Genomic DNA, 26,690 nt, shown 5'->3' with positions numbered 1-26,690 from the left:
CCGTCGCGAAATTGCAGGAGCGGCTTCAGCCGCGACAGGTCCATCGGTGATGCCCGTCGCGGCTGAAGCCGCTCCTACAGGAGCTAGCGACCGCGGAGCGGCGTTAGCCGAGCTGCTGCACGATCTCGCGCGCCATCGATCCCAGCGGCAGGATCTTCTCCGCGCCGCCGCGCTTGATCGCTTCCTTGGGCATGCCGAACACCACGCTGCTCTGTTCGTCCTGGGCCACGGTGCGCGCGCCGGCCTGGCGCATCTCCAGCAGGCCGACCGCGCCGTCGTCGCCCATGCCGGTCATGATGATGCCCAGCGCATTGCCGCCGGCGGCGCGCGCGGCGGAGCGGAACAGCACGTCCACCGACGGCCGGTGCCGGTTCACCGGCGGCCCGTCCACCACCTCGACGAAATACTGCGCGCCGCTGCGGCGCAGCAGCATGTGCTTGCCGCCGGGCGCGATCAGCGCACGGCCCGGCACCACGCGGTCGTTGTTGGCCGCTTCCTTCACCGCGATCTGGCACAGGCTGTCCAGGCGCGCGGCGAACGCGGCGGTGAACTTCTCCGGCATGTGCTGGACGATGACGATGCCGGGGCTGACCCGCGGCAGCGCGGTCAGTACTTCCTCCAGCGCCTGGGTGCCGCCGGTGGAGGTGCCGATCGCGATCACCCGCTCGGTGGTCTGCGCCAGCGGGCGCCCGCCCTGCGCCGGCAGGATCACGTCGGCGTTGTGCTTGACCTCCGCTTCCACCGGCGGCGCGGCGCTGCGCGCGGCCAGGCGCTTGACGTTGGCGCGCGCGGCGGTGCGCACCGTGGCGACGAGTTCGTCGGCCGAGTCGGTGAGGAACTGTTTCAGGCCGAGCTTGGGCTTGGTCACCACCGCCACCGCGCCGGCGGCCAGCGCGTCCATGGTCACCCGCGCGCCCTTCTCGGTGAGGGTGGAGCAGATCACCACCGGGGTGGGGCGCTCGCTCATGATCTTGCGCAGGAAGGTGATGCCGTCCATCTTCGGCATTTCCACGTCCAGCACGATCACGTCCGGCCATTGCTGGCGCATCTTGTCCATCGCCAGCAGCGGATCGGCGGCCGCGGCGATCACCTCGATGCCGGGCGCCTCGTTGAGCACCGCCACCAGCACCTGGCGCACTACCGCCGAATCGTCGACCACCATGGCCTTGATCGTCGTCGTCATCGGTCGTTCCTTTGAGTAGCGGCAGCGGTGTTCATGGCTTGCGGTACACCGACGGCGCCACCTGCACGACCTCGTTGTTGACGTCGTTGAGGCTTTCCGAGTGGCCGATGCAGAAGATGCCGCCGCGCTTGAGCACGGAAAGCACCCGCGCGACCACTTCGCGCTTGGTCTGGCCGTTGAAGTAGATCATCACGTTGCGCAGGAAGATCACGTCGAACTGGCCGAGGTTGGGCAGCGATGCGTTGAGGTTGGCGTGCAGGAAGCGCACGTTGTCGCGCAGCTTGCGGTCGATCAGCAGGCTGCCTTCGTATTCGCCGCGGCCTTTCAGGCAGTAGCGCTTGAGCAGCGCCGGCGGCATGTGCTCGATGCGCTGCAGCGGATAGTGGCCGGTGCGCGCCTTGGCCAGCACGCGGGTGCTGATGTCGGTGCCGACCACTTCGTAGGGGCGTCCCTGCAGCGTGTCGTCCAGCACCATCGCCATGCTGTAGGCCTCCTCGCCGGTGGAACTGGCCGCGCTCCAGATGCGGAACGGCGCGTTGCCCTTGTGCTCGCTCGCCAGCTTGCGCAGCAGTTCGAAGTGCTTGGGCTCGCGGAAGAAGTAGGTCTCGTTGGTGGTCAGCAGGTCGATCGCGGTCTGCACCTCGCCGCTGCCTTCGCGGCTTTCCAGCAGCTTCAGGTACTGGGTGTAGGTCTGCAGCGAGTGCGCCTTCAGGCGCTTGCCCAGGCGCCCGCACAGCATCGCCTTCTTGGCCGGGGAAATGGTGATGCCGGCGGCGTCGAAGATGAAGCGCTGGAACTTGCCGAATTCCTGCTCGGTGATGGTGTCGGTGCTGGTCATGATGGTCCGGGAGTCAGTGATGCGGCGCTTGCGCCGCGGTGGGGCCGTGTTCCTGCAGTCGGGTCTGGTGCTCGAGCAGCCAGGTGGTCAGCGCGCCGCCGCCCATCGGCCGCGCCAGCAGATAGCCCTGGCCCAGGTCGCAGCCCAGTTCCTGCAGCAGTTGCCAGTCCTCGACCGTTTCGATGCCTTCGGCGACGGTGCTCAGGCCCAGCCGTTGCGCCATGCCCAGCGCCGATTCCAGCACGGTGCGCAGATTGCGGCTGCGGTGCGCGTCGTGCACGAAGATGCGGTCGATCTTCAGTTCGGTGAAGGGAATGCGGGTCAGCTGTTGCAGCGAGGAGAAACCGGTGCCGTAGTCGTCCAGCGACAGGCCGAAGCCCTGCAGCCGCAGCCGCGCCAGCATGCCCAGCGCGCTGGCCTCGACCAGCGAGCTTTCGGTGATCTCCAGGATCACGTCGGCCGGCACCAGCCCGTGGCGGCGCAGTTGGCTATGCAGTTCGTCGAGCAGTCCCGGGTCCTGCAGCAGGCACGGCGACAGGTTGATCGCCAGGCTCAGGCGGAAGCCGGACTGCTTCCAGGTCGCCAGCCGCGCCATCGCCTGGTCGGCGACGCTGGCGGTCAGCGCGTGGATCAGGCCTTCGCGTTCGGCCAGGGCGATGAAGCGGTCCGGCGCGATCTGCCCGTTCTGCGGATGCCGCCAGCGCGCCAGCGCTTCCACGCCGCTGACCTGGCCGCTGCGCATGTCCACCTTGGGCTGGTACGCCACTTCGATGTCGCCGCGGCGCAGCGCTTCTTGCAGCATCGCCGCGTCGGTGGGGTCGCCGGCGCCGGCGTCGTGGCGCGCGGCCGGCAGCGGCTGCGGGTGCGCCTGCAACGCCGCATCGAGCTCGGCCGCGCGCAGCGGTTTTTCCAGGCCGGCCAGTACCTGCAGGCCGTTGGCGCGGCCGACCTGCAGCACCGAGTCGATCAGCGCCGCGCCGCGTTGCGAGGCGACCACGATCGGCACGCGCACGCTGCAGCGGGCCAGCGCATCGAGCAGCTGCACGCCGTCCATGCCGGGCATTTCCAGGTCCACGATCAGCAGCCCCGGCGCCGGTCCCTGGCTGACCCGCGCCAGCGCCGCATGGCCGTCCGGCACGCCCTCCACCGCCACCGCGCCCAGCCGCAGGCACAGCGCCAGCGCATGCTCGCGCTGCACATGGCTGTCGTCGACGACCAGGACCGTACCGAATTGGCTGAGCGTGGCGATTTCGGGGACGAGCGACATGCGGATTCCGTCGATGGGCGAGGGCTGGGCGCGGCGCCAGGCGCCACGCCGCGAGGGCAACTCAGGCGGCCATGCCTTCCTCGACACCCGACTCGACGCCGGCCATGGCGACGAACTCCTGGGTGGACAGCGCCGCATCGGCATCGAGCAGGATCACGAAGCGCTCGCCGACCTTGCCCATGCCGTGGATGAAATCGCGGCGGATGCCGGCGCCGAACGCAGGGGCCGGGGCGATGTCGGCGGCGGCGATCTCCAGCACTTCGCTGACCGCGTCCACCAGCAGCCCCAGTACCTGGCGCTCGTTGCCGTTGGCGACTTCGACGATGACGATGCAGGTGCGCTTGGTGACCTCGCTGGCGGCGCGGCCGAAGCGTTGCTGCAGATCCACCACCGGCACCACCGCGCCGCGCAGGTTGATCACCCCGCGCAACGCCGGCGGCATCATCGGCACGTCGGTCGGCGTGCGGTATTCGATGATTTCCTTGATGCCGAGGATGCCGACGCCGAACATCTCCTTGCCGAGCAGGAAGGTCAGGAACTGGTCGGGAGCGAGATCGGTGCCGCCGAACGGTACGGGCGATGGGTGAGCGGTCATGGCCGGTCCTCAGAAAGTATCGAATTGGGCTTCGTCCGGCGTATCGCCGGCCAGCGCGAGCTGGCTGTCGGCGAAACGCACGAACGGCTTGCGGGCCGCGGCACGCGCGGGCGGCTGCTGCGGCTTGCGCGCGGTCGCGGGCGCGGCCGCGGCGCGGCGTGCCTGCGCCACGCCGGCGAGCTTGAAGAAACTCATCAGCTGCTGCAGTTGCTCGGCCTGGCCGCTCATTTCCTCGGCGGTGGCGGCCAGTTCTTCGGAATTGGACGCCGCCTGCTGGGTGGTCTGGTTGAGCTGGCCGATCGCGGTGTTGATCTGGTTGACGCCCGAGGCCTGTTCTTCGGAGGCGGCGGTGATTTCCTGCACCAGGTCGGAGGTGCGCTTGATCGACGGCACCATCTGGTCGAGCAGCTTGCCGGCGTTCTCGGCCAGTTCGACGCTGGAGCTGGCGACGTCGCCGATCTCCTGCGCGGCGATTTGGGCGCGCTCGGCCAGCTTGCGCACTTCCGCGGCGACCACCGCGAAGCCCTTGCCGTGTTCGCCGGCGCGCGCCGCTTCGATCGCGGCGTTGAGCGCAAGCAGGTTGGTCTGGTAGGCGATGTCGTCGATGATGCCGATCTTCTGCGCGATCTGCTTCATCGCCTGCACCGTGGCGCGGACCGACTCGCCGCCGTCCATGGCCTGGCTGGAGGCCTTGCTGGCCATGCCGTCGGTGACCTTGGCGTTCTCGGTGTTCTGCCCGATCGAGGCGGTCATCTGCTCGATCGCGGCGCTGGTCTCTTCCACGCCCGCGGCCTGTTCGCTGGCCGCCTGGCTCAGCGACTGCGCGGTGGCGCTGACTTCCTCCGAGGCGCTGGCCAGCGCCTCGGCATTGCCGTTGACCTCGCCGACCACCTGCGACAGGCGGGCGATGGTGTCGTTGACGTAGTTCTTCATCTCCGCATAGGCGCCATCGTAATTCTTGTCGATGCTCCTGGTCAGGTCGCCGTCGGCCATCGCGCCCATCACCCGCACCACGTCCTGGATGCTGTCGCCGGTGGTCTGCACCAGATCGTTCAGGCCCTGGCCCATCTCGCGCTGGAAGCCGGCCAGGCCGTCGAGAGCGATCCGCTCGGAGAAATCGCCGCGATTGGCGGCCTGGACCACGCGGCGCTGGCCGTCGATGACCAGCTTCAGCCGCTCGACCATGCTGCGCATCGCATACAGCGCGCTGCCGCTGTCGTTGGCGCGGACCTTGACGTCCAGCGCCAGGTCGCCCTGCGCCACCTTGTTGGCGATCTCGGCCACGTAGGCCGGCTCGCCGCCGAGCAGGCGCATCAGCCCGCGTACGATGAACACCGAGATGCCCGCGCCGAGCAGCACGCACACCGCGATCACCGCGATGATCCAGCTGCGCGCGCTGGCGTACAGCGCATCGCCCTGCGCGCTGGCGGCTTCGCCGCCCTTGACGTTGATGTCGACCAGCTTGTCCAGGATCGCCGAGGAATCGTCGAACAGCGTCTGCTGGCGGCCGTTGAGCAGGGCCATCGCCTCGCTGGTCTTGAGGTCGCGCGACAGCTGCAGCACCTGCTTGTGCAGCGCCAGGTATTCGTCGAACTTTTGCGCGAAGTCGTCGTAGTCGGCCTTTTCCTCGGGTGAGGAGATCAGTTTGACGTAATGGTCGCGGTTGCTCGCGTAGTCGGCCAGGATCTGCTCCATCACGTGATCGAGCCGGGCCATTTCTTCGGGGCGCTCGCTGATCACATGCTGCAGCTCGGCCACGCGCAGGTCGGAGGTGTTGGTGTTCATCTGCTGGATGTAGCGGATGCTGGGCATCCAGTTCTCGGCCATGTCGGTCGAGGACTGGTTGACCTGGGCCAGCTTGTCGGTGGCGAACAGGCCCATGCCGAGCATTAGCAGCAGCACTGCGGCGAAGCCGAGTCCGATTCTTGTACCGATCTTCATATTTGCGAACACGGGTGTGATCTCTGTTGATTGACTGGAGAGCGTGGCGTTGTCCGGGCAGCGGACGGCGATTGTCGGCAACTGCGGGACTGGACGTGGCGTCGGATCAGAAGCTGTCGAAGTGCACTTCGTCCGGCGACGTCACCAGCGCCAGTCCGCCCTCGCCGTAGCTGAAGGTGCGTGTCCGCGCAGGCGCCGTTTTCTTGCTGGCGCGCGGTACCGCGACCGGCCGCCGCGGCGCCGTCACCTGGTTGGTGCGGAAGAAGCTCATCAGCTGCTGCAGCTGCTCGGCCTGGCTGCTCATCTCCTCGGCGGTGGCGGCCAACTCCTCGGAATTGGAGGCAGCCTGCTGGGTGGTCTGGTTGAGCTGGCCGACCGCCGCGTTGATCTGGCCGACGCCGGAGGTCTGTTCCTCGGACGCGGCGGTGATCTCCTGCACCAGGTCGGAGGTGCGCTTGATCGACGGCACCATCTGGTCGAGCAGCTTGCCGGCGTTCTCGGCCAGCTCGACGCTGGAGGTGGCGACGTCGCCGATCTCCTGCGCGGCGATCTGGCTGCGCTCGGCCAGCTTGCGCACTTCCGCGGCCACGACGGCGAAGCCCTTGCCGTGCTCGCCGGCGCGCGCGGCCTCGATCGCCGCGTTCAGCGCCAGCAGGTTGGTCTGGTAGGCGATGTCGTCGATGATGCCGATCTTGTGCGCGATCTGCTTCATCGCCGCCACCGTGGAGCGCACCGCGTCGCCGCCTTCGATGGCTTCGCGCGCGGCCTTGGCCGCCATGCCGTCGGTGACCTTGGCGTTCTCGGTGTTCTGCGCGATCGAGGCGGTCATCTGCTCCAGCGAGGCGCTGGTCTCCTCCACGCCCGCGGCCTGCTCGCTGGCCGCCTGACTCAGCGACTGCGCGGTGGCGCTGACTTCTTCCGAGGCGCTGGCCAGCGCCTCGGCGTTGATGTTGACCTCGCCGACCACCTGCGCCAGGCGCGCGACGGTGCCATTGATGCTGTCGCACAGTTCCTTCAGCTGGCCCTGGCACGCAACGTTGGCGGTGCGGGTCAGGTCGCCTTCCTCGATCGCCTTGAGCACCTGGCGCACCTCGTTCAGCGGGCCGATCACCGCGTCCAGGGTCTGGTTGACACCGTCGACGATGCGGCGGAAATCGCCGTGGTGCAGGCCGGCGTCGGCACGCACGTCGAGGCGACCGGCGCCGGCGGCCTCGACCAGCAGGTTGGTGTCGCGGATCAGCGCGCGCAGGTTGCTGCGCACCTGCTCGATGGTGTCGTTGATGAACGCCTTCTTGCCCGGCAGCTGCGCCAGTGGCGCGTCGAAGTTGCCGCGGCCGAATTCGGCGACCACGCCCATCGCCAGCTTCTTGACCGCGATGTGGCCCACCACCATACGGTTGATGCCGTCGGCCATGCTGCGGAAATCGCCTTCGAAGCGCTGGCTGTCGATGGTCACGTCGATGTCGCCGGCATCGTGTTCGGCCGACATGTGGTTCATCTGCGCGATCAGCCCCAGCAGGTTGCTGCGCACCTGTTCGATGGTGTCGTTGATGAACGCCTTCTTGCCCGGGAAGGTCTCCAGCGGGGCCTGGAAGTTGCCGCGACCGAACTCGGCGACGCAGGCCATGGCCTTCCTCTTGCCCGCGATGTGGCTGGCGACCATGCGGTTGATGCCCTCGGCGATGCTGCGGAAATCGCCTTCGAAGCGCTGGCCATCGATGACCACGTCGATGTCGCCGGCATCGTGCTCGCGCGACATGCGCCCGATCTCGTCGCTGATCTGGCGCACGCCGGACTGCACCTCGCGCAGCGACAGCAGGATTTCGCAGGCCTGGTCGTTGCGCACCGTCGGCATCACCACCTCGAAATTGCCGCGGGCGAAGCGGGCCAGGGTGGTGGTGGCGATGCGCAGCGAGCGCGAGATCGCGTACGCCACGTAAGCGAGCACCGCGCCGCCCAGGACCGCCGCGGCGACGGCCAGCGCCAGCACCTGGCCTGGCGGCAGCGCCAGCGCGAAACCGGCCGCGTTGGCTGCCAGCGGCAGCAGCACGGCGATGCAGCAGCCAGTCCATAGCTTGGAAGAGAGTGAGATGGCGTTGGACATGGCTATGTACCTATCGGTGCTGGGATGGCGGGTACCGGGCATGTGGCGACCGGTTCCGGGTGGGCTGGTGCGGGGATCAGAAGGTTTCGAACGCGGTTTCGTCGAGCCGTGCCGCCGCAGGGGCGGCGCCGGCGAAGGTGCGCAGGCGCGGCGCCCGTGCCGGCTGTGCCGGAACGCGCCGCGGCAGCACGGTGGGGGCGGGCGCCGCGTTGGCGGGGCCGGTCCTGAAAAAGCTCATGAGCACCTGCAGTTGTTCGGCCTGGCTGCTTACTTCTTCGGCCGTGGCCGCCAATTCTTCAGCGTTGGCTGCCGACTGCTGCGTGGTCTGGTTGAGCTGGACCACCGCGCAGTTGATCTGGCCCACTCCGGAGGTCTGTTCCTCGGAGGCGGCGCTGATCTCCTGCACCAGGTCGGAGGTGCGGCGGATCGACGGCACCATCCCGTCGAGCAGGCGCCCGGCGCTTTCCGCCAGGTCCACGCTGGACCCGGCCACGTCGCCGATCTCGTGCGCCGCGACCTGGCTGCGCTCGGCCAGCTTGCGCACTTCCGCGGCCACGACGGCGAAGCCCTTGCCGTGTTCGCCGGCACGCGCCGCTTCGATTGCCGCGTTCAGCGCCAGCAGGTTGGTCTGGTAGGCGATGTCGTCGATGATGCTGATCTTCCTGGCGATCTCCTTCATCGCCGCGACTGTGGCACGCACCGCTTCGCCGCTCTCGGCGGCTTCGCGCGAGGCCTTGGCGGCCATGCCGTCGGTGACCTTGGCGTTCTCGGAATTCTGCGAGATCGAGGCGGTCATCTGCTCCAGCGAGGCGCTGGTCTCCTCCACCCCGGCGGCCTGCTCGCTGGCCGCCTGGCTCAGCGACTGCGCGGTGGCCGACAACTGCTCGGAGGCGCTGGCCAGGGTGGCGGCGTTGCCGTTGACCTCGTTGACGATGCCGGTGAGCTTGTCGATGGTGGCGTTGACGTAGCGCTGCATGTCGGCGAACGCGCCCTCGTAGCGGCCCTGCACCTTGCAGCTGAGGTCGCCGTCGGCCACCGCGCCCATCACCTTGATCACGTCGGCGACGCTGCGCAGGTTGCCGCGCGCCTGCTCGATGGTGTCGTTGATGAAGGCCTTCTTGCCGGGCAGCTGCGCCATCGGTGCGTCGAAATTGCCGCGGCCGAACTCGGCGACCACGCCCATCGCCAGCTTCTTGACCGCGATGTGCGCGGCGACCATCTGGTTGATGCCGCTGCCCATCGCGCCGAAGTCGCCCTCGAACTTGGCGGTGTCGATGACCACGTCGATGTCGCCCTTGTCGTGCTCGGCAGACATGCGGTTGATCTCGGCGATCAGGTGCTTGAAGTTGCCGCGCACGTGCTCGACGGTGTCGTTGATGAAGGCCTTCTTGCCGGGCAACTGCGCCAGCGGCGCGTCGAAATTGCCGCGGCCGAACTCGCCGACCACGCCCATCGCCAGTTTCTTGACCGCGATATGCGCGCCGACCATGCGGTTGATGCCGTCGCCCATGGCGCGGAAGTCGCCTTCGAACCTGGCGGTGTCGATGACCACGTCGATGTCGCCCTTGTCGTGCTCGGCGGACATGCGGTTGATCTCGGCGATCAGCTGCTTGAAGTTGCCGCGCACGCGTTCGACGGTGTCGTTGATGAAGGCCTTCTTGCCAGGCAGCTGCGCCAGCGGCGCGTCGAAGTTGCCGCGGCCGAACTCGGCGACCACGCCCAGCGCCAGCTTCTTGACCGCGATGTGCTCGCCGACCATGCGGTTGATGCCGTCGGCCATGCCGCGGAAATCGCCCTGGAACTGCGCGCTGTCGATGACCGCGTCGATCTCGCCGGCCTCGTGCTGATCGGACATGCGCCGCATTTCCGCGTTCAGCCCGGTCAGGTTGCGACGCACCTGCTCGATGGTGTCGTTGATGAAGGCCTTCTTGCCCGGGAACGCGGCCAGCGGCGCGGCGAAGTTGCCGCGGCCGAATTCGGCCACGCAGTCGATCGCCTGCTTGTTCACGCCGATGTGCCCGGCGACCATCGTGTTGATGCTGACGGCCAGGTCGCGGTGGGTGCCGGGCCAGCGCGCCGGATCCAGCGCCACCTCGCACTCGCCGGCGGCATGTGCGCTGGCCATGTGGCCGACGTCGGCATGGAACTGGCGCAGGTCCGTCTGTGCGGTGCGAAGCAGCTGCGTCACTTCGTTGTCGGTTGCGCCGGCTGCGGGCACGATCCGCTCCAGGTCGCCGCGCACCAGCGCGTCCAGCCCGGCGGTGGCCAGGTTCAGCGAGCGCGCCGCGGCGAGCGCGGCCCAGCCGAGCAAGCCGGCGCAGGCCAGTGTCGCGGCCGCGACCAGGGCCAGCGCGGCGCCCTGCGCGAGCGGCAGCAGCAGCGCCGTGGCGGCGGCAGCAGCGGGCAGTGCGACGGCGATGGCCGTCGCGGTCAATAACGTGGTCGCGATCCGTGAGCGATGAGACATGGCAGCGGTTCCTGGCTAGCGTCTATGAGGGGTGTGGGTGCGCAACGGCACCCGCGGGGCGGCGTCAGGCCGCCAGCGAATCGGAAGCGGGTTCCACTTGGGTCAGCAGCGAGGGCACGTCCAGGATCAGCGCAACACCGCCGCTGCCGAGGATGCTCGACCCGCTGATGCCCTTGACCCCGGCGAAGACCTTGGCCAGCGGCTTGATCACGGTCTGCCATTCGCCCAGCAGCGTGTCCACGACCAGGCCGAAGCGTTGCGCGCCCTGGCGGATCACCACGATGCTCTCGCGCGCCGGCGGTGCGCCGGCGATGCCGAACAGCGAGCGCAGGCGCACGTACGGCAGCACCCCGCCGCGCAGGTCGATGTAGTCGCTCTGGTAGTTCGGCGCGAACTCCACGCATTCCTCGACCACGTCCAGCGGCACCACGAACACCGACTTGCCGACGCCGACCTGGAAGCCGTTGATGATCGCCAGGGTCAGCGGCAGCCGCACCGAGATGGTGGTGCCCACGTCCTGTTGGCTGCTGATGTCCACGCTGCCGCGCAGCGCGGTGATGTTGCGCTTGACCACGTCCATGCCGACGCCGCGGCCGGACAGGTTGGTGACCTTCTCGGCGGTGGAGAAGCCCGGCTCGAAGATCAGCGCGAACACCTCGCGGTCGGACAGGCTGCGGCCGGGCTCGATCAACCCGCGCTCCAGCGCCTTGGCCAGGATCCTGTCGCGGTTCAGGCCGCCGCCGTCGTCGCTGATCTGGATCACCACGCTGCCCGAATCGTGGAACGCGTTGAGCCGTACCGTGCCGCGCACCGGCTTGCCGCGCGCCTGGCGCAGTTCGGCCGGTTCGATGCCGTGGTCCATCGCGTTGCGCACCAGGTGGGTCAACGGATCGGCGATCTTCTCCACCACCGACTTGTCCAGCTCGGTGTCCTCGCCGTTGACCACCAGCACGATGTCCTTGCCCAGTTCGCGCGCCACGTCGTGGACCACGCGGTGGAAGCGGCTGAAGGTGCCGCCGATCTTGACCATGCGCAGCTGCAGCGCGCTCTCGCGCACTTCCTCGACCAGCCCGGCCAGGATCGAGGTGGATTCGAGCAGTTGCGCGTCGCCGGTGCGCTGCGCGTTGGCGCCGGTGCTGGCGACGGCGATGATCAGCTCGCCGACCAGGTCGATCATGCGGTCGAGCTTGTCGGCATCCACGCGGATCGAGCCGCCCTCGCTGCGTGCGGCGGCGGGTGCCGCCGCGGCCGCGGCGGCCTTGGCCGGCGGCGCCGGCGCGGGAGCAGCCGCGGGTGCGGGCGCGGCCGGCACCGCCGCCGGCTCCGGGCTGCCGAAGTTGGCGAAGTCGTCGGCGTGGCCGTGGCCGCCGGCCTCGGCGACCAGCAGCGGCAGCTCCAGATTGGCGGCATCGCCGTGCGGATCCACCGCCAGCACCTGCAGGTCGCAGTCGTCGCGGACGAATTCGAAGATGTCCTCGATCGCCGATTGCTGCGCGTCGGAGCGCAGCAGGATGTCGAAGCCCAGGTAGCAGGCTTCCGGATCCAGTTCCGGCAGCGCCGGCACGCGCTCGTGGCGGGTGCGGACCGCCTCCAGCGTGCCCAGGCTGCGCAGGCAGCGGATCAGGTGCAGCGGCGAGTTGCCGAAGCGCAGCGCATCGCTGAACAGCTGCAGCGAGATCCGCCAGTAGCCGGTCTGCGCCGCGGTGGTGGCCACGGCTGCGGCGGCGGCGGCCGGCGCGGCGGCCGGCTGCAGATAGGTCTGCAGCCGCGCCAGCAGCGGCTCGCCCTCGGCGGCGAGCACCGCTTCGTCGGCCTCGGCACCGGCCGCCGCTTCCACCAATGCGCGGATGTGGTCGCAGCAGGCCAGCATCAACTGGATCAGCTCCGAATCCAGCGCCACCGCGTTCTCGCGCACCAGGTCCAGCACGCTCTCAACGACGTGGGTGAAGCCCACCAGTTGCGCCAGGTCGAACAGACCGCCGGAGCCCTTGATGGTGTGCGCGGCGCGGAAGATGGCGTTGACCGCGTCCGGGCCGGCTTCGCCGCGTTCGGCTTCCAGCAGGTTGCGTTCCATGTCCTCGAGCAGGTCGCGGCTCTCGGCGATGAAGGTCTGCAGCAGTTGAGCGAAATTCATGAGCTGGCGCCGATCAGTGGAAGGTGTCGCTGGCGCCGGGCGCGAGCGTGTCGCGCAGGCCGAGCAGGTCGAGCGCGTCGTTGACCGGCGCGCTGCAGCCGTCGAGCTGGAACGGCCGGTCCAGTGCGCGCAACGCGGCCTGGGTGGCGAGCAGCAGCTGGATGCCGGTGGCGTCGATTTCGGTGACCGCCTGCAACTGCAGCTGCAGGCCGCCGGGGTGTTCCAGCGCCGGCAACAGCAGCGGCTTCAGTTCGCCGGCGCGGCGGATGGTCATGTCGCCGTCCAGGCTCAGTTGCAGCGGCGGGGGCGGGGAGTCCGGGAGTTTCGAGCGCATGGCATGTCTCCGATTCGAGCAGGGGGAACGTCGCAATCCCGGGCCGCGGCGCGGGTGCGAACAAGCCGGTCGGGCTTGCTGTAAGCAGATATCGGCGCCTTTTCGGAATATTTAGGCCGAAAGACGCATTTGTCTCGCAAATCCTTGACACGGATGAGCCGTTCAGGCTGGTGAGCGGTAACCCATTCCAGTTGTGGGCGAGCGCCGTCCGCCGCCACGTAACGGATGCATGCGCCGTGCCAACGTTGCGGTAGCGCTACCACAACAGAAAACGGCCGGGAAAACCGGCCGTTTTGGGAACGTTCGCATTGTGCGCAGCCTCGGTGCGCGACCGGCTGGAGGGCGTGCCGCCCTTGGCGCAGGCGTCCTGCGCGCAGCTCAGTGCCTGGCGGTCAGCGCGGCGACAGCGCCGCCAGCAGGCCGCGCGCGGCGTTGAAGCGGTCCGCCGCTTCCGGCAGCGGCAGCTTCACCTTCAGCTTGTCCGGGCCGTCCATCGCGTACAGCTTGGGCTGCTTCTGGATCATCTGGATGATGGTCATCGGATCGACGTCGGGCTTGGCCTCGAACACGATGCGGCCGCCGTTCTCGCCCAGTTCCAGCTTGCGGATGCCCAGCGTGTTGGCCTGCAGCTTGAGCTCGGCGATCGCGAACAGGTGCTTCACCGCATCCGGCAGCAGGCCGAAGCGGTCGATCATCTCCACCTGCAGTTCGCGCAGCTGCTCGCTGTCGCGCGCGCTGGAGATGCGCTTGTACAGGGTCAGGCGGGTGTGCACGTCGGGCAGGTAGTCGTCCGGGATCAGCGCCGGCACGTGCAGTTCCACCTCGGCGCCGCGCGCTTCCTCGCCGGCGTCCAGGTCCGGCAGCTTGCCCTGGCGGATGCTGCGCACCGCGCGTTCCAGCAGCTCGGTGTACAGGCTGAAACCGACCTCGGCCATCTGCCCGCTCTGGTCCTCGCCGAGCAGTTCGCCGGCGCCGCGGATTTCCAGGTCGTGGGTGGCCAGGGTGAAGCCGGCGCCGAGTTCGTCCATCGAGGCGATCGCGTCCAGCCGCTTCTGCGCATCGCCGGTGATGCTGCGCCGGTCCGGCACCAGCAGGTAGGCGTAGGCGCGGTGGTGCGAGCGGCCGACGCGGCCGCGCAACTGGTGCAGCTGGGCCAGGCCGAAGCGGTCGGCGCGGTTGATGACGATGGTGTTGGCGTTGGGGATGTCGATGCCCGATTCGATGATCGTGGTCGACAGCAGCACGTTGAAGCGCTGCTTCTGGAAATCCAGCATCACCCGTTCCAGCTCGCGCTCGGGCATCTGCCCGTGGGCGATGCCGATGCGCGCCTCGGGCACCAGTTCGCTCAGCTCGCGCTGCATGCGGCCGATGCTTTCCACGTCGTTGTGCAGGAAGTACAGCTGGCCGCCGCGCGCCAGCTCGCGCTGGAACGCCTCGCGCAGCAGCGCGTTGTCCCAGGCGGTGACGAAGGTCTGCACCGCCAGCCGGTTCGGCGGCGGGGTGGCGATGATCGACAGGTCGCGCAACCCGGCCATGGCCATGTTCAGCGTGCGCGGGATCGGCGTGGCGGTGAGCGTGAGCAGGTGCACGTTGGCGCGCAGCGCCTTCAGCGCTTCCTTCTGGCGCACGCCGAAGCGCTGTTCCTCGTCGACCACGACCAGGCCCAGGTCCTTGAACTTCACGTCCGGCTGCAGCAGGCGGTGGGTGCCGATGATCACGTCGATGCCGCCGTCGGCGACCTTCTCCAGCTCGGCCTTGATCTCCTTGGCGCTCTTGAAGCGCGACAGCACTTCCACCCGCAGCGGCCAGTCGGCGAAGCGGTCGCGGAAGTTGCGGTAGTGCTGTTCGGCCAGCAGCGTGGTCGGCACCAGCACCGCCACCTGCTTGCCGGCGCTGGCCGCGGCGAACGCGGCGCGCACCGCGACCTCGGTCTTGCCGAAGCCGACGTCGCCGCAGACCACGCGGTCCATCGGCTGGCTGCTGCCCAGGTCGCGCAGGGTGGCCTCGATCGCGGCCAGCTGGTCGGTGGTTTCCTCGAACGGGAAGCCGGCGGCGAACGGTTCGTACATGGCCCGGTCCACCTGCAGGGCCAGGCCGGCGCGGGCGCGGCGCCGCGCCTGGATCTCCAGCAGTTCGGCCGCCACGTCGCGCACTTTCTCTGCGGCGCGGCGCTTGGCCTTGGTCCATTGCTCGCCGCCCAGCGAATGCAGCGGCGCGGTTTCGGCCGAGGCGCCGGAGTAGCGGCTGATCAGGTGCAGCTGCGCGACCGGCACGTACAGGCGGTCGCCCTTGGCGTATTCGATCTCCAGGAACTCGCCGGGCATGCCGCCGGCATCGAGCACGATCAGCCCGCGGTAGCGGCCGACGCCGTGATCCTCGTGCACGATCGGCGCGCCTTCGGTCAGTTCGCCGAGGTCGCGGATGATCGCTTCCGGCTCGCGCCCGGCGCGACGCGTGCGCCGCGGCTGGCCGGCGCGTTCGGGGAACAGCTGGCGCTCGGTGAGCACCGCGATGTGCGGCTCGTCGAGGGCGAAGCCGTCGTCCAGTGGCGCCACGGCGATGGCGAATGCTGCCGGCGCAACATCGAGTCCACCGAAGCCGCCGAGCCCCTCTCCCCCCGGCGACCGAAGGGAGTCCCCGTGGGAGAGAGGGGTTGGGGTGAGGGTACGGCCGCTCGCGGTCTGCTTCCGCGCGGCTGTTGAGGACTCGGACGAAGCAGCAGCCTTCTTCGATGGAGATGGCGCGCGCGCCGTCCCCTCATCCGGCGCTTCGCGCCACCTTCTCCCGGTGGGAGAAGGGAGGAATGTCGCGAAGTTTGGGATCACCTCGGGCTTCAGCCCCGCCGCGGCCAGCACTTCCAGCAGCGCTTCGCGGCGTCCCGGCGAATCGGCGGCGATCAGTACCCGGCCCGGGTAGCTGCCGAGGAAGCTCTTCAGCGCCTCGGCCGGGGCGGCGTCCTTGGCCGCTACCGGCAGCGGCGGCAGCGGCTGGTCGCCCAGCGCCTGCGCCTCGTCGATGCGCGCATGGTCGGCGGCCCACACCTCGATGCGCGGCAGGCCGTTGAGCTTTTCGCGCAGCGTGTCCGGCGCCTGGTACAGCTCTTCGGGCGCCAGCAGCGGGCGCTCCACGTCGTGGCGGCGCTGCTCGTAGCGGTTTTGGGTCTGCGCCCAGAACGCATCGGCGGCGGCGCCCACGCCCGGCGCGAGCAGCGGCAGCACCGACTCGCCCAGATAGTCGAACAGGGTGGCGGTGGCATCGCGCGCCGCGGCGCCGGCGCCGCGCGCTTCCTGGAAGAACAGCGGCAGGTAGTATTCGATGCCCGACGGCGCCAGCCGCGCCTTCAGGTCCTGGTACAGCGCGCTGCGCCGGGTGTCCACGTCGAAGCGTTCGCGCAGCGTGGCCAGCACCCGCTCCACGCTGGCATCGTCCATCGGCACTTCGCGGCCGGGCAGCATCTTCACCGCCTGCACGTGGTCCAGCGAGCGCTGCGATTCCGGGTCGAAGGCGCGGATCGAGTCGATGTCCTCGTCCAGCAGTTCGATCCGCAACGGCGTGTCCGAGCCCATCGGGTACACGTCGAGCAGGCCGCCGCGCACCGCGAAATCGCCCGGGTCCATCACCTGCGGCACGTTGCGGTAGCCGGCGCTTTCCAGGCGGCGCTTTTCCGCCTCCAGGTCCAGGCGCTGGCCCACGTGCAGGTCGAAACTGCCGCCGACGATGTAGCGCAACGGCGCCACCCGCTGCATCAGCGTCTGCACCGGTACCACCACGATGCCTTGTTGCAGCGTCGGCAGACGGTGCAGCGCCGACAGGCGCTGGCTGACGATGTCCGGGTGCGGGCTGAACTGGTCGTAGGGCAGGGTTTCCCAATCCGGGAACGGCACCACCGGCAGGCTGTCGTCGCCGGCCAGCAGCGTGTGCAGGTCGGCCTCGATCTGGTGCGCGCTCTGGTTGTCGCGCGCGACCACCAGCAGCGGCCCGCGATGCGCCGCGGCGGCGCAGGCGATGTGCCAGGCCAGTGCGGTCGGGGACGCAGGGGCGCGCCAGAAGGCGCGGAGCTGGCCGGATTTGGGCAGCGGCGGAACGGGGAAGGAAAGAGGCGCCATTGACCGCTTAGTCTAGCAAGCCGGGATTGGGGAGTTGGGATTGGGGAGTGGCTGCAAGCCTGCGCGCGGTGTGGCGCGTCGCATGGCCTGGCGGGGAAGGCCGGCGGGGCAGGCTGTTGATGTCCCCGCTGCGCTGAGCAAGCCGCCGGGCATTGCGCACCAGCGGCGGTTCGCGGTGCGCCGCTCGGGCTCGCGCCGCGCCGCAGTCCGCGCGCGGCCGGCTTCGCTCAGTTGCCCAGTTCCAGCACCACGCGCACCAGCCCCGGGGTGTCCGGATGCGGCATCGGCTGGAAGCCGAGCGATTCGGCCAGCTGCAGCATCGGCAGATTGCTTTCGAGCACGTCGCCGTACAACCGGTCCAGATACTTGCGCCGCGCCCACTTCACCAGCTTGCGCATCAGCTGCCGGCCCAGGCCCTGGCCGGCGACGAAGCTGCTGACCAGGATCGCGTACTCGGCCTCGCGGGTGCCGGGCGTGATCGCCGCGCGCGCCACCGCGCCGACCACCGCTTCGCCCGGCGGCAACGGTTCGGCTGCGACCAGGGTCAGTTCGGTCTTTGGATTGGGATGGGTCAGGCGCTGCGCCATGTCCTCGGTCAGTTCCTGCACCGAATGCAGGAACCGCTCGCGGATCTCGGTCGGCCCTAGCAGGCTGAAGGCGCCTTGCAGCGGCGCACTGTCTTCCGGCCGGATCGGCCGGATCAGCAGCTCGCGGCCGCTGGGCAAGGTGAAGTTTTCATGCCACGGAGGCATGCGGTTGCGGGTAGCCATGGCCGGATGATCCTCGACGAAGCCTCGATTCTCGCATTACCCGGGGCCGCTGCCGTGAACGCTGCGCTCACCGCGTTTGCCTACGCTAGGCGACGGTTTTCGATCAGGAGAGGCCATGTCCGGCAGCGGCGATTCGCGACGCGCCATTTTCTTCGCGCTGGGCGCCAACCTGGCCATCGCCCTGGCCAAGGGCGCGGCCGCGCTGGCCACCGGCTCGGGCGCGATGCTCGCCGAGACCGTGCACTCGCTGGCCGACTGCGGCAACCAGTTGCTTCTGCTGCTGGGCATGCGCCAGGCCAAGCGCCCGGCCAGTGCCGAATATCCGCTGGGCTATGGGCGTGCGATCTACTTCTGGTCGTTCCTGGTGGCGGTGATGCTGTTCTGCATCGGCGGCATGTTCTCGGTGTACGAAGGCGTGCACAAGCTGCTGCAGCCCGAGCCGCTGAGCAGCTGGGGCTGGGCGGTGGGCGTGCTGGGGTTCGCGCTGGTCGCCGAGGGCGTGTCGCTGCGCACCTGCCTGCAGGAGATCGCAAAGGTGCGCGGCGGGCGTTCGCTGTGGACCTGGTTCCGCGAAAGCCGCCAGGCCGAGCTGATCGTGATCTTCGGGGAGGATCTGGCGGCGTTGCTCGGCCTGGCGCTGGCGCTGGCCGCGGTGCTGCTGACGGTGCTGACCGGCAACCCGCTGTGGGACGCGCTGGGCACCATCGCCATCGGCGCGCTGCTGATCGTGGTCGCGGTGCTGGTGGCGATCGAGATCAAGGCGATGCTGATCGGGCAGAGCGTGGACCCGGCGCTGCAGCGGCAGTTGCATGCGTTCTTCCAGGGGCAGCCGGAGATCGAGCGGGTGATCCACCTGATCGCGGTGCAGCTCGGCGAGGACGTGATGGTGTCGGTGCAGGCGACGCTGCGCCAGAAGCACGACGCGGCGGCGTTGCTCGCCGATATCACCCGCATCGAGCGTGGCCTGAAGCAGCAATTCCCGGCGGTGCGCTGGAGCTTCTTCGAGCCGGAGGCGGGCGCCGCCGCGGTCGCTTCCGGCAACTGAGCGGCATTGCTACAGTGGCGCCCGGTCCATCGCGGGCGACAACGGAATGAAGACCTCGAACGCTGTGCTGCTGTCCACCGTGATCACCCTGGCGCTGGTCGCGGTGCTGGGCGGGCTGGTGCTGGGCGGCGGCTGGTGGCTAGAGCGCAATGCGCAGGTGTCGCTGCCGCCGGTCGCGCCATCGCCCCACGCAGCGCCCGCCGCGAAGGCGGAGGTGAAGGCCGACGCGGTACTGGCGCCGTACCGGCAACGCCTGGACGCCACGCGCAAGCCGGTGGCGCAAGTGCGCCTGCAGCCGATGGCGCAGGACGATCGTCTGGCCAGCAAGGTCGGCGGCCGCCCGTACTGGACCGCGGACAAGGCCTACCCGCAAGACGCCCATGACCAGCCGCTGGCGCTGCTGGCGCAGGTCGACCTGGCCAAGATGCCGCCGCTGCAGGGCTATCCCACGCACGGCATGCTGCAGTTCTTCATCGGCAGCGACGATTTCTATGGCGCCAACCTCGACGGCGCCACCGACCTGGCCGCATTGAGCGCGCAACGCAATTTCCGCGTGGTGTATTGGCCGCGGCCCGACGCGTCGGCGCGGCAGGCCGAGGTGCCGTTGCCGGCCGCCGACACGCTGCCGTTCGATCCGGCGCATCCGCGGGCGATGCATTTCGCTGTCGGCGAAGAAACCATCGGCAGCAGCGACGTGCACTTCGAACAGGCGCTGGGCCGGCCGTTGGACGAGGTTGCCGCCGCCTACGCCGGCCGCCATGCGCTGCCGCAGGACGACGTGGACGAGGCGCTGTACGACGCATTGAATCGCAGCGGGCACAAGCTCGGCGGCTATCCGGAGTTCACCCAGGAGGATCCGCGCAAGCCGCAGGATCGGCAGGTGCTGCTGCTGCAGCTGGACAGCGACGACGACATGATGTGGGGCGACAGCGGCATCGCCAACTTCTTCATCGATCCGGCCGACCTGCAGCGCGGCGATTTCAGCCGGGTCGCCTACAACTGGGATTGCTACTGACCCAGCGCGGTGCGCGGTTGCGAGGCGGCGGGAGCTCCGCGCGCCGGCTCACTCCTCGCGCTTGAGCCACTCCAGGCGCGTCGATGCGCCCGCTTCGCCCAGATGCGTCTTCAGCGCCGGCAACGCGCTCGCCAAGGCCTGCTCGAACTGCCATGGCGGATTGAGCAGCAGCATGCCGCTGCCGTTGAGCCGCAGCGGCGAATCGTCGGGGCGCACCTGCAGTTCGGCCAGCAGCACCGACTTGGCCGGCATCGCCGCGGCCTTGCGGAAGAACGGCTGCAGGCTGCGGCGCTGCTTGATCGGATACCACACCGCGCACATCGCCTGCGGCCAGCGGGTCAGGGTCTCGCGCAGCGCCGCTGCGATCAGCGGGTACTCGGCGTCCTGCGATTCGTAGGGCGGATCGATCAGCACCAGGCCGCGGCCGATCTTGGCCGCGCCGGCCTTGGGCGGCACGAACGCCTTGATCGCCGCATAGCCGTCGCCGGCATGCACCTGCACGCGGCGGTCGCTGGCGAACAGCGCCTTCAGTTCGGCCGCTTCCTCCGGCTGCAGTTCGCAGGCGGCGAGCCGGTCCTGTTCGCGCATGGCCTGGGCGACCAGCAGCGGCGAGCCGGGGTAGGCGAGCAGGGCGCCCACCGGGTTGTCGGCCTGCACCGCGCGCAGGTAGCGCTCCAGCACTTCGGGCAAGGTGGGTTGGCCCATCAGCTTCAGCACCCCGGCCGCGGCCTCGCCGGTCTTGCGCGCCTCGCTGCCGGCGAACAGGTAGCGGCCGCGCCCGGCATGGGTGTCGAGCACGAAGAACGGGCTGTCCTTGCGCTTGAGCGCATCGATCAGCGCAAGCAGCACGGTGTGCTTGAGCGCGTCGGCATGGTTGCCGGCATGGTAGGCGTGGCGATAGTTCATCGGCGCAGTGTACGGGGCGCATCGGCGCGGAGCCATGCCGGCACGCGCCGGGCGCTGCGGCGGTCGAGCTGGCATGGCGGGTGTCGGTCCGCCAGGAACGCGCCGCGGCTCGCCTGCGCGGGTCCTCGCGGCAGCACCGCCGCGCATCGCGTATGGTCGCGGCCATCAGATTCCCTTAAGCCCGGTCCGCTATTTTTCCCCGATGCGCATCCTCCTGGTAGAAGACGATCTCTCGCTCGGCGACACCCTGCGCGCGTGGCTGAAGCTGGACGGCTACACCGTGGACTGGCTGACCCGCGGCGACGAGGCGCGCACCGCGCTGCAGGCGCAGCCCTACCAGTGCGTGCTGCTCGACCGCGGCCTGCCCGGGCTCGACGGCGACGCCCTGCTGCGCACGCTGCGCGCGGCGCGGGTGACCACGCCGGTGCTGATGATCACCGCGCGCGATGCGCTGGAAGACCGGGTGCAGGGCCTGGACCTGGGCGCCGATGACTATCTGGTCAAGCCGTTCGACCTGGAAGAGCTGTCGGCGCGCATCCGCGCCGCGTTGCGCCGGGGCGGCGGCGATCCCGCGGTGTTGCTGTCGCACGGCGAGGTGACGCTGGACCCGGTGGCCAAGCGCGTCACCCGCAACGGCGAGCCGGTGGCGCTGACCGCGCGCGAGTACACGGTGCTGCATGCGCTGCTGGCGCGCAAGGGCCATATCGTCGGCCGCGACCAGCTCGAGGACGCGCTGTACGGCTGGGGCGAGGAAGTGGAGAGCAACGCGATCGAGGTGCACATCTCGCACCTGCGCAAGAAGCTGGGCAGCGCGTTGATCACCACCATCCGGCGCCAGGGCTACTGCCTGGGAGCGCCGCGATGAGGTGGCCGCGCTGGCGGCGCGCCGCGGCGGCCGCGCCGCAGCCGGCGGATGCGCGCTATTCGCTGCGCCGGCGGCTGATCGCCACCACGCTGGGCTCGAGCATCGCCTGCTGGCTGGTCAGCCTGGCGGTCATCGTCGGCGTGGCCTGGACCGAAACCAGCGACGTGTTCGACGATGCGCTGGAAGAAAGCGCGCGCCTGGTCGCGACCTTCGGCCCCGGCCTGTTGCACGGCGCCGCGCCAGCGGAGGACGGCGATGCGGCGGCGGATGCCGACGGCGGCGTGCGCCTGTACTACCAGATCGTCGATCGCCACGGCACGGTGCTGCGCCGCTCGGCGGACGTGCCGCGGCAGCCGTTCGTGCCGCCGGGCCAGGTGCACGACGACGACATCACCACCAGCGTGCGCCACGCGCAGCGGCTGTGGCGCGTGCACGTGCTGCACGCCCGCGCGCAGGATCTGTATGTGCAAGTCGCGCAGCCGCTGGAGGAGCGCACCGAACTGCTCGAGGACATGGCCGAGAACCTGGTGTGGCCCGCGTTGGCGCTGCTGGTGTTGCTGGCCGCGCTCAACTGGTGGGTGATCCGCCGCCAGCTGCGCCCGCTGGAGCGCCTGGCCGAGGACATCGGCCGGCAATCGCCGCAGGCGTTGAACGCGGTGTCCGCGGCCGGCCAGGCCGACGAGCTGCGCCCGATCGTGCAGGCGCTCAACGGCGTGCTGGCGCGGCTGGGCGAGGCGCTGCAGTCCGAGCGCCGCTTCACCGCCGATGCGGCGCACGAACTGCGCACGCCGCTGGCCGGTCTGCGCATGAAGATCCAGCTGATGCAGCGCAGCCACGCGGCGACCCTGGACCTGGCGCAACGCCAGGACCTGGCGACGCTGCGCGCCGACGTGGACCGCGCCACCGCGTTGGTGGACAACCTGCTGATGCTGGCGCGGCTGGATCCGCAGCAACCCGGCAGCCTGGCCTGCGCGGCCGTGGCGTTGCCGGCGCTGGTCGATGCGGTACTGGCCGACATCGCGCCCGCGGCGTCGGCCAAGCGCATCGGCCTGCATGTGGACATCGGCGTGGACACGGTCTGGGCGCATGGCGAATTGCTGCGCAGCGCGCTGCGCAACCTGCTCGACAACGCGGTGCGCTACGGCAGGGCGGAAGGCCAGGTCCGCATCGACGCCACCGCGGTGCGCGGCGCCACGGGAGCGCCATCGGCGGTGCGCATCGTCGTGCGCGACGACGGCCCCGGCGTCGCGTCGGGCGATCTTCCCCGGCTCACCCAGCGGTTCTTCCGCGTGCTCGGCAATGCCGGGCAGGGCAGCGGGCTGGGCCTGTCGCTGGTGGAGCGCATCGTCGCCCTGCACGGCGGGCAACTGCGCCTGGACTCCGGCGGCGAGGGCATGGGCCTGGCGGTGCGCATCGAGCTGCCGCAGCGCGCGTCGCCGGCGGCCGGCTAGGACGCGGCGTGTCGCAAGACGCAGCGCTGATCGCGCGCGCGTCGCGGGCGTGGTCTCGTCAGGCGGGCGATCGCGAACGGCGGCATGTGCGATGCGCAACGCGAACCCGCCGGCCCAGGCGGCGCGTCGCGTTTTGCGCCATGCCAAGTCCGGGCGCGACACACGCCGCCGCGGGCGGACGTGTTCCAGGAACGCCAGAGGCCATGCGTGCCGTCGACGCTGCGCCACGAGCATGCCGATCGCCGCCGCTTCGATCCAGGCGGCATGCCTGAATCGCGGCCCGAGGCATCAGATCCACTTCAGGTTCGCGCGTTCCAATGGCGTCCATGGCGATCGGCCATGACATCGAACCCGAGGAGCACTCCATGCGCAAGACCCTTCTTTCCACGTTTGCCGCCGCCATCGCCGTTCTCGCCAGCGGCCAGGCCGCGGCGCAATACACCGGCCCCAGCAGCGTGCCGGTGACCACGGTCAAGCAGTTGCTGGAGCAGGGCAAGGACGAGCAGCAGGTGGTGCTGCGCGGGAACATCGTGTCCCACGATGGCGGCGACCGCTACACCTTCCGCGATGCGACCGGCAGCGTGAAGGTGGAGATCGATGCGCACCGGTTGCCGGCCGGGCGTGCGTTCGACGACAAGGCCCAGGTCGAGCTGCTGGGCGAATTCGACAAGGACTTCCGTTCCGCCGAAGTGGAAGTGGACGAGGTGCGCTTCCTGCGCTGAAGCGGCGCAGCGCCGCGACGCGGCGTCGGCCGCTGCGGCGCGCTGAGGCCGGCCATGGCTGCGCGCGCGCGGGCGCCTGCGGCATGCGCCTGACCCGGAGCGCACGCGACGCCGCGCTTTCGCGCGGCGGCCGCTGCACGCCGCGCCCCGCTGCGGCTATGCTGCGCGCCATGTCCGCGTCCGCCGCCCCGTGTGTCCTCGTCGTCGAGGACGAATCCGCCATCGCCGATACCGTGCTGTACGCCTTGCGCAGCGAGGGCTACCAGGTGCGGCACTGCCTGCTCGGGCGCGAGGCCTTGGCGCAGGCGCGCGCCGGCGGCATCGACGTGGTGGTGCTCGACGTCGGCCTGCCGGACCTGGGCGGCTTCGAGGTGTGCCGCGAATTGCGCAGCTTCAGCCAGGTGCCGGTGATCTTCCTGACCGCGCGCAACGACGAGATCGACCGCGTGCTCGGCCTGGAACTGGGCGCCGACGACTACATGGCCAAACCGTTTTCGCCACGCGAACTGGTGGCGCGGGTGCGTGCGCGGCTGCGGCGGCCGGCGGCCGCGGCGAGCGCGGAAGCGGAGCCGGGCTGGCAACGGCACGGCGCGTTCGCGATCGACCGCGACGGCCGCCGCATCCACTACGGCGACGCCGCCCTGGACCTGACCCGCTACGAATACGCGTTGCTGGCCGCGCTGCTACAGCGGCCGGGTGCCATCCTCAGCCGCGCGCAACTGATGGACCGTGGCTGGGACAGCAGCGCCGACAGCGCCGACCGCACCGTGGATACCCACATCAAGACGCTGCGCGCCAAGCTGCGTGCGGCCGGCGCCGCGCACGACCCGATCCGCACCCATCGCGGCCTCGGCTACGCGCTGGAGCAGTGAGATGCGGCTGGGGCTGAAGCTGTTCCTGGGCTTCTTCCTGATCGTCGGCGTCGCCGCGTTCTTCGTGATGCGGGTGTTCGTCAACGAGGTCAAGCCGGGCGTGCGCCAGGCGATGGAATCGACCCTGGTGGACGCGGCCAACGTGCTGGCGCAGATGGCCGCTACCGACCTGAAGGCCGGGCGCATCGACAGCGGCGCGTTCGCCCGCGACCTCGGCGCGGCGCAGCGGCGCAATCCGCGCGCGATGGTGTGGCGCTTCCCCAAGCGCAGCGTCGACTACCGGGTCACCATCACCGATGCGGCCGGCGTGGTGGTGTTCGATTCGCGCGGCCAGGACCTGGGTCGCGACAACTCGCGCTGGAACGACGTCTACCGCACCCTGCGCGGCGAATACGGCGCGCGCTCCAGCGCCGAGGGCGACGGCGACCCCAACCACACGGTGATGCACGTGGCCGCGCCGGTCTACGACCCGGACGACGCCCGGCGCCTGATCGGCGTGCTGACCCTGTCGCAGCCCAACCGCAGCATCGAGCCGTTCATCGTCGCCAGCCAGCGCAGCATCCTGTTGCGCGGCGCCTGGCTGATCGGCATCTCCGCGCTGATCGGGCTGCTGATGACCTGGGGCCTGTTGCGCGGCATCGGCCGCCTCAACCGCTACGCGCAGGCGGTCAGCGCCGGCGAGCCGGTACCGCCGCCGCCGCCGCGCCGCGACGAGATCGGCGATCTGGGCCGCGCGCTGGAGACGATGCGGCGCAAGCTCGAGGGCAAGGCCTATGTCGAGCAGTACGTGCAGTCGCTGACCCACGAGATGAAGAGTCCGCTGGCGGCGATCCGCGGCGCCGCCGAACTGCTGCAGGAACCGCTGCCGGACGCGGAGCGGCAACGCTTCGTGCGCAACATCGCCGAGCAGCAGCAGCGCCTCACCGAAACCATCGACAAGCTGCTGGCGCTGGCCGAGGTGGAACAGCACGGCTGGCTGCAGCGGCGCGAGCGCATCGCGCTGGCGCCGCTGTTCGCGCAGCTGCAGGAGGCCCTGGCGCCGCAGCTGCGTGCCAGTGGCGTGCAACTGCAGGTGCACGCGCCGGAGGAGCAGCTGGCGCTGGTCGGGGATCCCTATCTGCTGCGCCAGGCCCTGCACAACCTGCTCGACAACGCGATCGCGTTCTCGCCGGACGGCGGGATCGTGGTGCTGCGTGCCGAGCGCGACGCGGACGCGCGCATCGCGCTGCTGGTGGAGGATGCCGGCCCCGGGGTTCCCGACTACGCGCTGGAGCGGGTGTTCGAACGCTTCTATTCGCTGGCGCGGCCGGCCACCGGGCGGCGCAGTTCCGGCCTGGGCCTGCCATTCGTGCGCGAAGTGGCGCGGCTGCATGGCGGCGAAGCCAGCCTGCGCAACCGCGCGGCTGGCGGCGCGGTGGCGCGGCTGTCGCTGCCGGCCGCCTGAGCGGGGCCTGGATCCAGCGCAGGATCGGCTCCGGCGTGGTCCCAAGCCATCGGTTCCGACGGTGTGCGTGACCGCTGCGGCGCAAGGCTTCGCTCGTCGCGGCTGAAGCCGCTCCTACAAGGGACTCGCGGCCAACTGGATGGGTGCACTGTAGGAGGGGCTTCAGCCCCGACAGATAGCCGGCAGCATTGGGATGCCTGGCTTCCTGGTCGCGGCTGAAGCCGCTCCTACAGGGGACTTGCGGCCAGCTTCCTGGGTGCACTGTAGGAGGGGCTTCAGCCCCGACAGACAGCCGGCAGCATTGGCATGCCTGGCTTCGCTCGTCGCGGCTGAAGCCGCTCCTACAGGGGGCTTGCGGCCAGCTTCCCGGGTGCACTGTAGGAGGGGCTTCAGCCCCGACAGACAGCCGGCAGCATTGGGATGCCTGGCTTCGCTCGTCGCGGCTGAAGCCGCTCCTACAGGGGGCTTGCGGCCAGCTTCCCGGGTGCACTGTAGGAGGGGCTTCAGCCCCGACAGACAGCCGGCAGCATTGGGATGCCTGACTCCGCTCGTCGCGGCTAAAGCCGCTCCTACAGGGGCTTGCGGCCAGCTTGCCGGGTGCGCTGTGGGAGAGGGCTTCAGCCCCGACGCT

At 69.8% G+C, this 26,690-nt stretch carries 18 protein-coding genes and 2 pseudogenes; 7 read left to right on the top strand and 13 right to left on the bottom strand.

The window, feature by feature from the left end; genetic code table 11:
• Positions 1–103: 103 nt before the first annotated feature.
• The 12 genes and pseudogenes from H9658_RS13300 to H9658_RS13250 all read right to left on the bottom strand — a co-directional run bounded on the left by H9658_RS13300 (position 104) and on the right by H9658_RS13250 (position 17,739).
• Entirely contained in the window at positions 104–1,183 is a 1,080-nt protein-coding gene (locus tag H9658_RS13300; protein ID WP_191825683.1) for a protein-glutamate methylesterase/protein-glutamine glutaminase, read from the bottom strand.
• A gap of 31 nt (positions 1,184–1,214) precedes the next feature.
• Positions 1,215–2,021 carry a CheR family methyltransferase gene (locus H9658_RS13295; RefSeq protein ID WP_191825682.1) on the bottom strand — a complete coding sequence of 269 codons (807 nt, stop codon included), beginning with the start codon at positions 2,019–2,021 and terminating at the stop codon, positions 1,215–1,217.
• 13 nt (positions 2,022–2,034) lie between these two features.
• Positions 2,035–3,294: an EAL domain-containing response regulator gene (locus tag H9658_RS13290; RefSeq protein WP_191825768.1), complete on the bottom strand. Its 1,260-nt coding sequence runs from the start codon at positions 3,292–3,294 to the stop codon at positions 2,035–2,037.
• Between the two features lie 55 nt (positions 3,295–3,349).
• Entirely contained in the window at positions 3,350–3,883 is a 534-nt protein-coding gene (locus H9658_RS13285) for a chemotaxis protein CheW (protein WP_191825681.1), read from the bottom strand.
• Positions 3,884–3,892: 9 nt separating this feature from the next.
• A complete protein-coding gene (locus tag H9658_RS13280) occupies positions 3,893–5,824 on the bottom strand; it encodes a HAMP domain-containing methyl-accepting chemotaxis protein (RefSeq protein ID WP_225209949.1) in 1,932 nt (643 codons plus the stop codon).
• A 106-nt stretch (positions 5,825–5,930) separates the two neighbouring features.
• Positions 5,931–7,928 carry a methyl-accepting chemotaxis protein gene (locus H9658_RS13275; RefSeq protein ID WP_191825679.1) on the bottom strand — a complete coding sequence of 666 codons (1,998 nt, stop codon included), beginning with the start codon at positions 7,926–7,928 and terminating at the stop codon, positions 5,931–5,933.
• Between the two features lie 76 nt (positions 7,929–8,004).
• A complete protein-coding gene (locus H9658_RS13270; RefSeq protein WP_455275813.1) occupies positions 8,005–9,957 on the bottom strand; it encodes a methyl-accepting chemotaxis protein in 1,953 nt (650 codons plus the stop codon).
• Between the two features lie 502 nt (positions 9,958–10,459).
• Positions 10,460–12,529: a chemotaxis protein CheA gene (locus H9658_RS13265; RefSeq protein ID WP_191825677.1), complete on the bottom strand. Its 2,070-nt coding sequence runs from the start codon at positions 12,527–12,529 to the stop codon at positions 10,460–10,462.
• Between the two features lie 13 nt (positions 12,530–12,542).
• A complete protein-coding gene (locus tag H9658_RS13260; protein WP_191825676.1) occupies positions 12,543–12,863 on the bottom strand; it encodes an STAS domain-containing protein in 321 nt (106 codons plus the stop codon).
• Positions 12,864–13,255: 392 nt separating this feature from the next.
• Positions 13,256–15,430, bottom strand: a pseudogene (gene mfd, locus H9658_RS23200) (transcription-repair coupling factor); the annotation flags it as partial.
• A gap of 177 nt (positions 15,431–15,607) precedes the next feature.
• Positions 15,608–16,969 (bottom strand): annotated as a pseudogene (locus H9658_RS23195) (transcription-repair coupling factor); the annotation flags it as partial.
• 227 nt (positions 16,970–17,196) lie between these two features.
• The gene (locus H9658_RS13250; protein ID WP_145707860.1) at positions 17,197–17,739 is read right to left on the bottom strand and encodes a GNAT family N-acetyltransferase; all 543 of its coding nucleotides are present in this window, start codon (positions 17,737–17,739) and stop codon (positions 17,197–17,199) included.
• 115 nt (positions 17,740–17,854) lie between these two features.
• On the opposite strand from H9658_RS13250, the gene H9658_RS13245 reads away from it, so the two are divergent.
• Both H9658_RS13245 and H9658_RS13240 read left to right on the top strand, forming a co-directional pair.
• Complete coding sequence (locus H9658_RS13245; RefSeq protein WP_179566061.1) at positions 17,855–18,784, top strand: cation diffusion facilitator family transporter; 930 nt, start codon at positions 17,855–17,857, stop codon at positions 18,782–18,784.
• Positions 18,785–18,830: 46 nt separating this feature from the next.
• Positions 18,831–19,799 carry a YwqG family protein gene (locus H9658_RS13240; RefSeq protein WP_191825674.1) on the top strand — a complete coding sequence of 323 codons (969 nt, stop codon included), beginning with the start codon at positions 18,831–18,833 and terminating at the stop codon, positions 19,797–19,799.
• Positions 19,800–19,847: 48 nt separating this feature from the next.
• Here H9658_RS13240 and H9658_RS13235 read toward each other — a convergent pair whose 3' ends face one another.
• Positions 19,848–20,705 carry a 23S rRNA (adenine(2030)-N(6))-methyltransferase RlmJ gene (locus H9658_RS13235; RefSeq protein WP_179566057.1) on the bottom strand — a complete coding sequence of 286 codons (858 nt, stop codon included), beginning with the start codon at positions 20,703–20,705 and terminating at the stop codon, positions 19,848–19,850.
• Between the two features lie 202 nt (positions 20,706–20,907).
• Here H9658_RS13235 and H9658_RS13230 point away from each other — a divergent pair, with 202 nt between their 5' ends.
• The 5 genes from H9658_RS13230 to creC all read left to right on the top strand — a co-directional run bounded on the left by H9658_RS13230 (position 20,908) and on the right by creC (position 26,059).
• A complete protein-coding gene (locus H9658_RS13230) occupies positions 20,908–21,570 on the top strand; it encodes a response regulator transcription factor (protein WP_191825673.1) in 663 nt (220 codons plus the stop codon).
• Positions 21,567–23,021: an ATP-binding protein gene (locus H9658_RS13225; RefSeq protein ID WP_191825672.1), complete on the top strand. Its 1,455-nt coding sequence runs from the start codon at positions 21,567–21,569 to the stop codon at positions 23,019–23,021. Before H9658_RS13230 ends, H9658_RS13225 begins: the two co-directional genes overlap by 4 nt.
• Before the next feature lie 365 nt (positions 23,022–23,386).
• Positions 23,387–23,743: a YgiW/YdeI family stress tolerance OB fold protein gene (locus H9658_RS13220; protein WP_191825671.1), complete on the top strand. Its 357-nt coding sequence runs from the start codon at positions 23,387–23,389 to the stop codon at positions 23,741–23,743.
• A gap of 158 nt (positions 23,744–23,901) precedes the next feature.
• Positions 23,902–24,615, top strand: a complete 714-nt coding sequence (gene creB, locus H9658_RS13215) for a two-component system response regulator CreB (protein ID WP_191825767.1) — start codon at positions 23,902–23,904, stop codon at positions 24,613–24,615.
• A 1-nt stretch (position 24,616) separates the two neighbouring features.
• On the top strand, positions 24,617–26,059 hold the full coding sequence (gene creC, locus H9658_RS13210) for a two-component system sensor histidine kinase CreC (RefSeq protein WP_191825670.1): 1,443 nt from the start codon (positions 24,617–24,619) through the stop codon (positions 26,057–26,059).
• The last annotated feature ends 631 nt before the right edge of the window (positions 26,060–26,690 follow it).

The sequence above is a fragment of the Xanthomonas bonasiae genome, from assembly GCF_014836395.1.
GTDB lineage: Bacteria > Pseudomonadota > Gammaproteobacteria > Xanthomonadales > Xanthomonadaceae > Xanthomonas_A > Xanthomonas_A bonasiae.
This window is presented reverse-complemented; position numbering and strand designations above follow the sequence as displayed.

Bases quoted from the DNA above. Each gene is read 5' to 3' on its own strand.
- H9658_RS13300 (WP_191825683.1), bottom strand. From the start codon at position 1,183: ATGACGACGACGATCAAGGCCATGGTGGTCGACGATTCGGCGGTAGTG.
- H9658_RS13295 (WP_191825682.1), bottom strand. From the start codon at position 2,021: ATGACCAGCACCGACACCATCACCGAGCAGGAATTCGGCAAGTTCCAG.
- H9658_RS13285 (WP_191825681.1), bottom strand. From the start codon at position 3,883: ATGACCGCTCACCCATCGCCCGTACCGTTCGGCGGCACCGATCTCGCT.
- H9658_RS13280 (WP_225209949.1), bottom strand. From the start codon at position 5,824: ATGAAGATCGGTACAAGAATCGGACTCGGCTTCGCCGCAGTGCTGCTG.
- H9658_RS13275 (WP_191825679.1), bottom strand. From the start codon at position 7,928: ATGTCCAACGCCATCTCACTCTCTTCCAAGCTATGGACTGGCTGCTGC.
- H9658_RS13270 (WP_455275813.1), bottom strand. From the start codon at position 9,957: ATGGTCGCCGGGCACATCGGCGTGAACAAGCAGGCGATCGACTGCGTG.
- H9658_RS13265 (WP_191825677.1), bottom strand. From the start codon at position 12,529: ATGAATTTCGCTCAACTGCTGCAGACCTTCATCGCCGAGAGCCGCGAC.
- H9658_RS13260 (WP_191825676.1), bottom strand. From the start codon at position 12,863: ATGCGCTCGAAACTCCCGGACTCCCCGCCCCCGCCGCTGCAACTGAGC.
- H9658_RS13250 (WP_145707860.1), bottom strand. From the start codon at position 17,739: ATGGCTACCCGCAACCGCATGCCTCCGTGGCATGAAAACTTCACCTTG.
- H9658_RS13245 (WP_179566061.1), top strand. From the start codon at position 17,855: ATGTCCGGCAGCGGCGATTCGCGACGCGCCATTTTCTTCGCGCTGGGC.
- H9658_RS13240 (WP_191825674.1), top strand. From the start codon at position 18,831: ATGAAGACCTCGAACGCTGTGCTGCTGTCCACCGTGATCACCCTGGCG.
- H9658_RS13235 (WP_179566057.1), bottom strand. From the start codon at position 20,705: ATGAACTATCGCCACGCCTACCATGCCGGCAACCATGCCGACGCGCTC.
- H9658_RS13230 (WP_191825673.1), top strand. From the start codon at position 20,908: ATGCGCATCCTCCTGGTAGAAGACGATCTCTCGCTCGGCGACACCCTG.
- H9658_RS13225 (WP_191825672.1), top strand. From the start codon at position 21,567: ATGAGGTGGCCGCGCTGGCGGCGCGCCGCGGCGGCCGCGCCGCAGCCG.
- H9658_RS13220 (WP_191825671.1), top strand. From the start codon at position 23,387: ATGCGCAAGACCCTTCTTTCCACGTTTGCCGCCGCCATCGCCGTTCTC.
- creB (WP_191825767.1), top strand. From the start codon at position 23,902: ATGCTGCGCGCCATGTCCGCGTCCGCCGCCCCGTGTGTCCTCGTCGTC.
- creC (WP_191825670.1), top strand. From the start codon at position 24,617: ATGCGGCTGGGGCTGAAGCTGTTCCTGGGCTTCTTCCTGATCGTCGGC.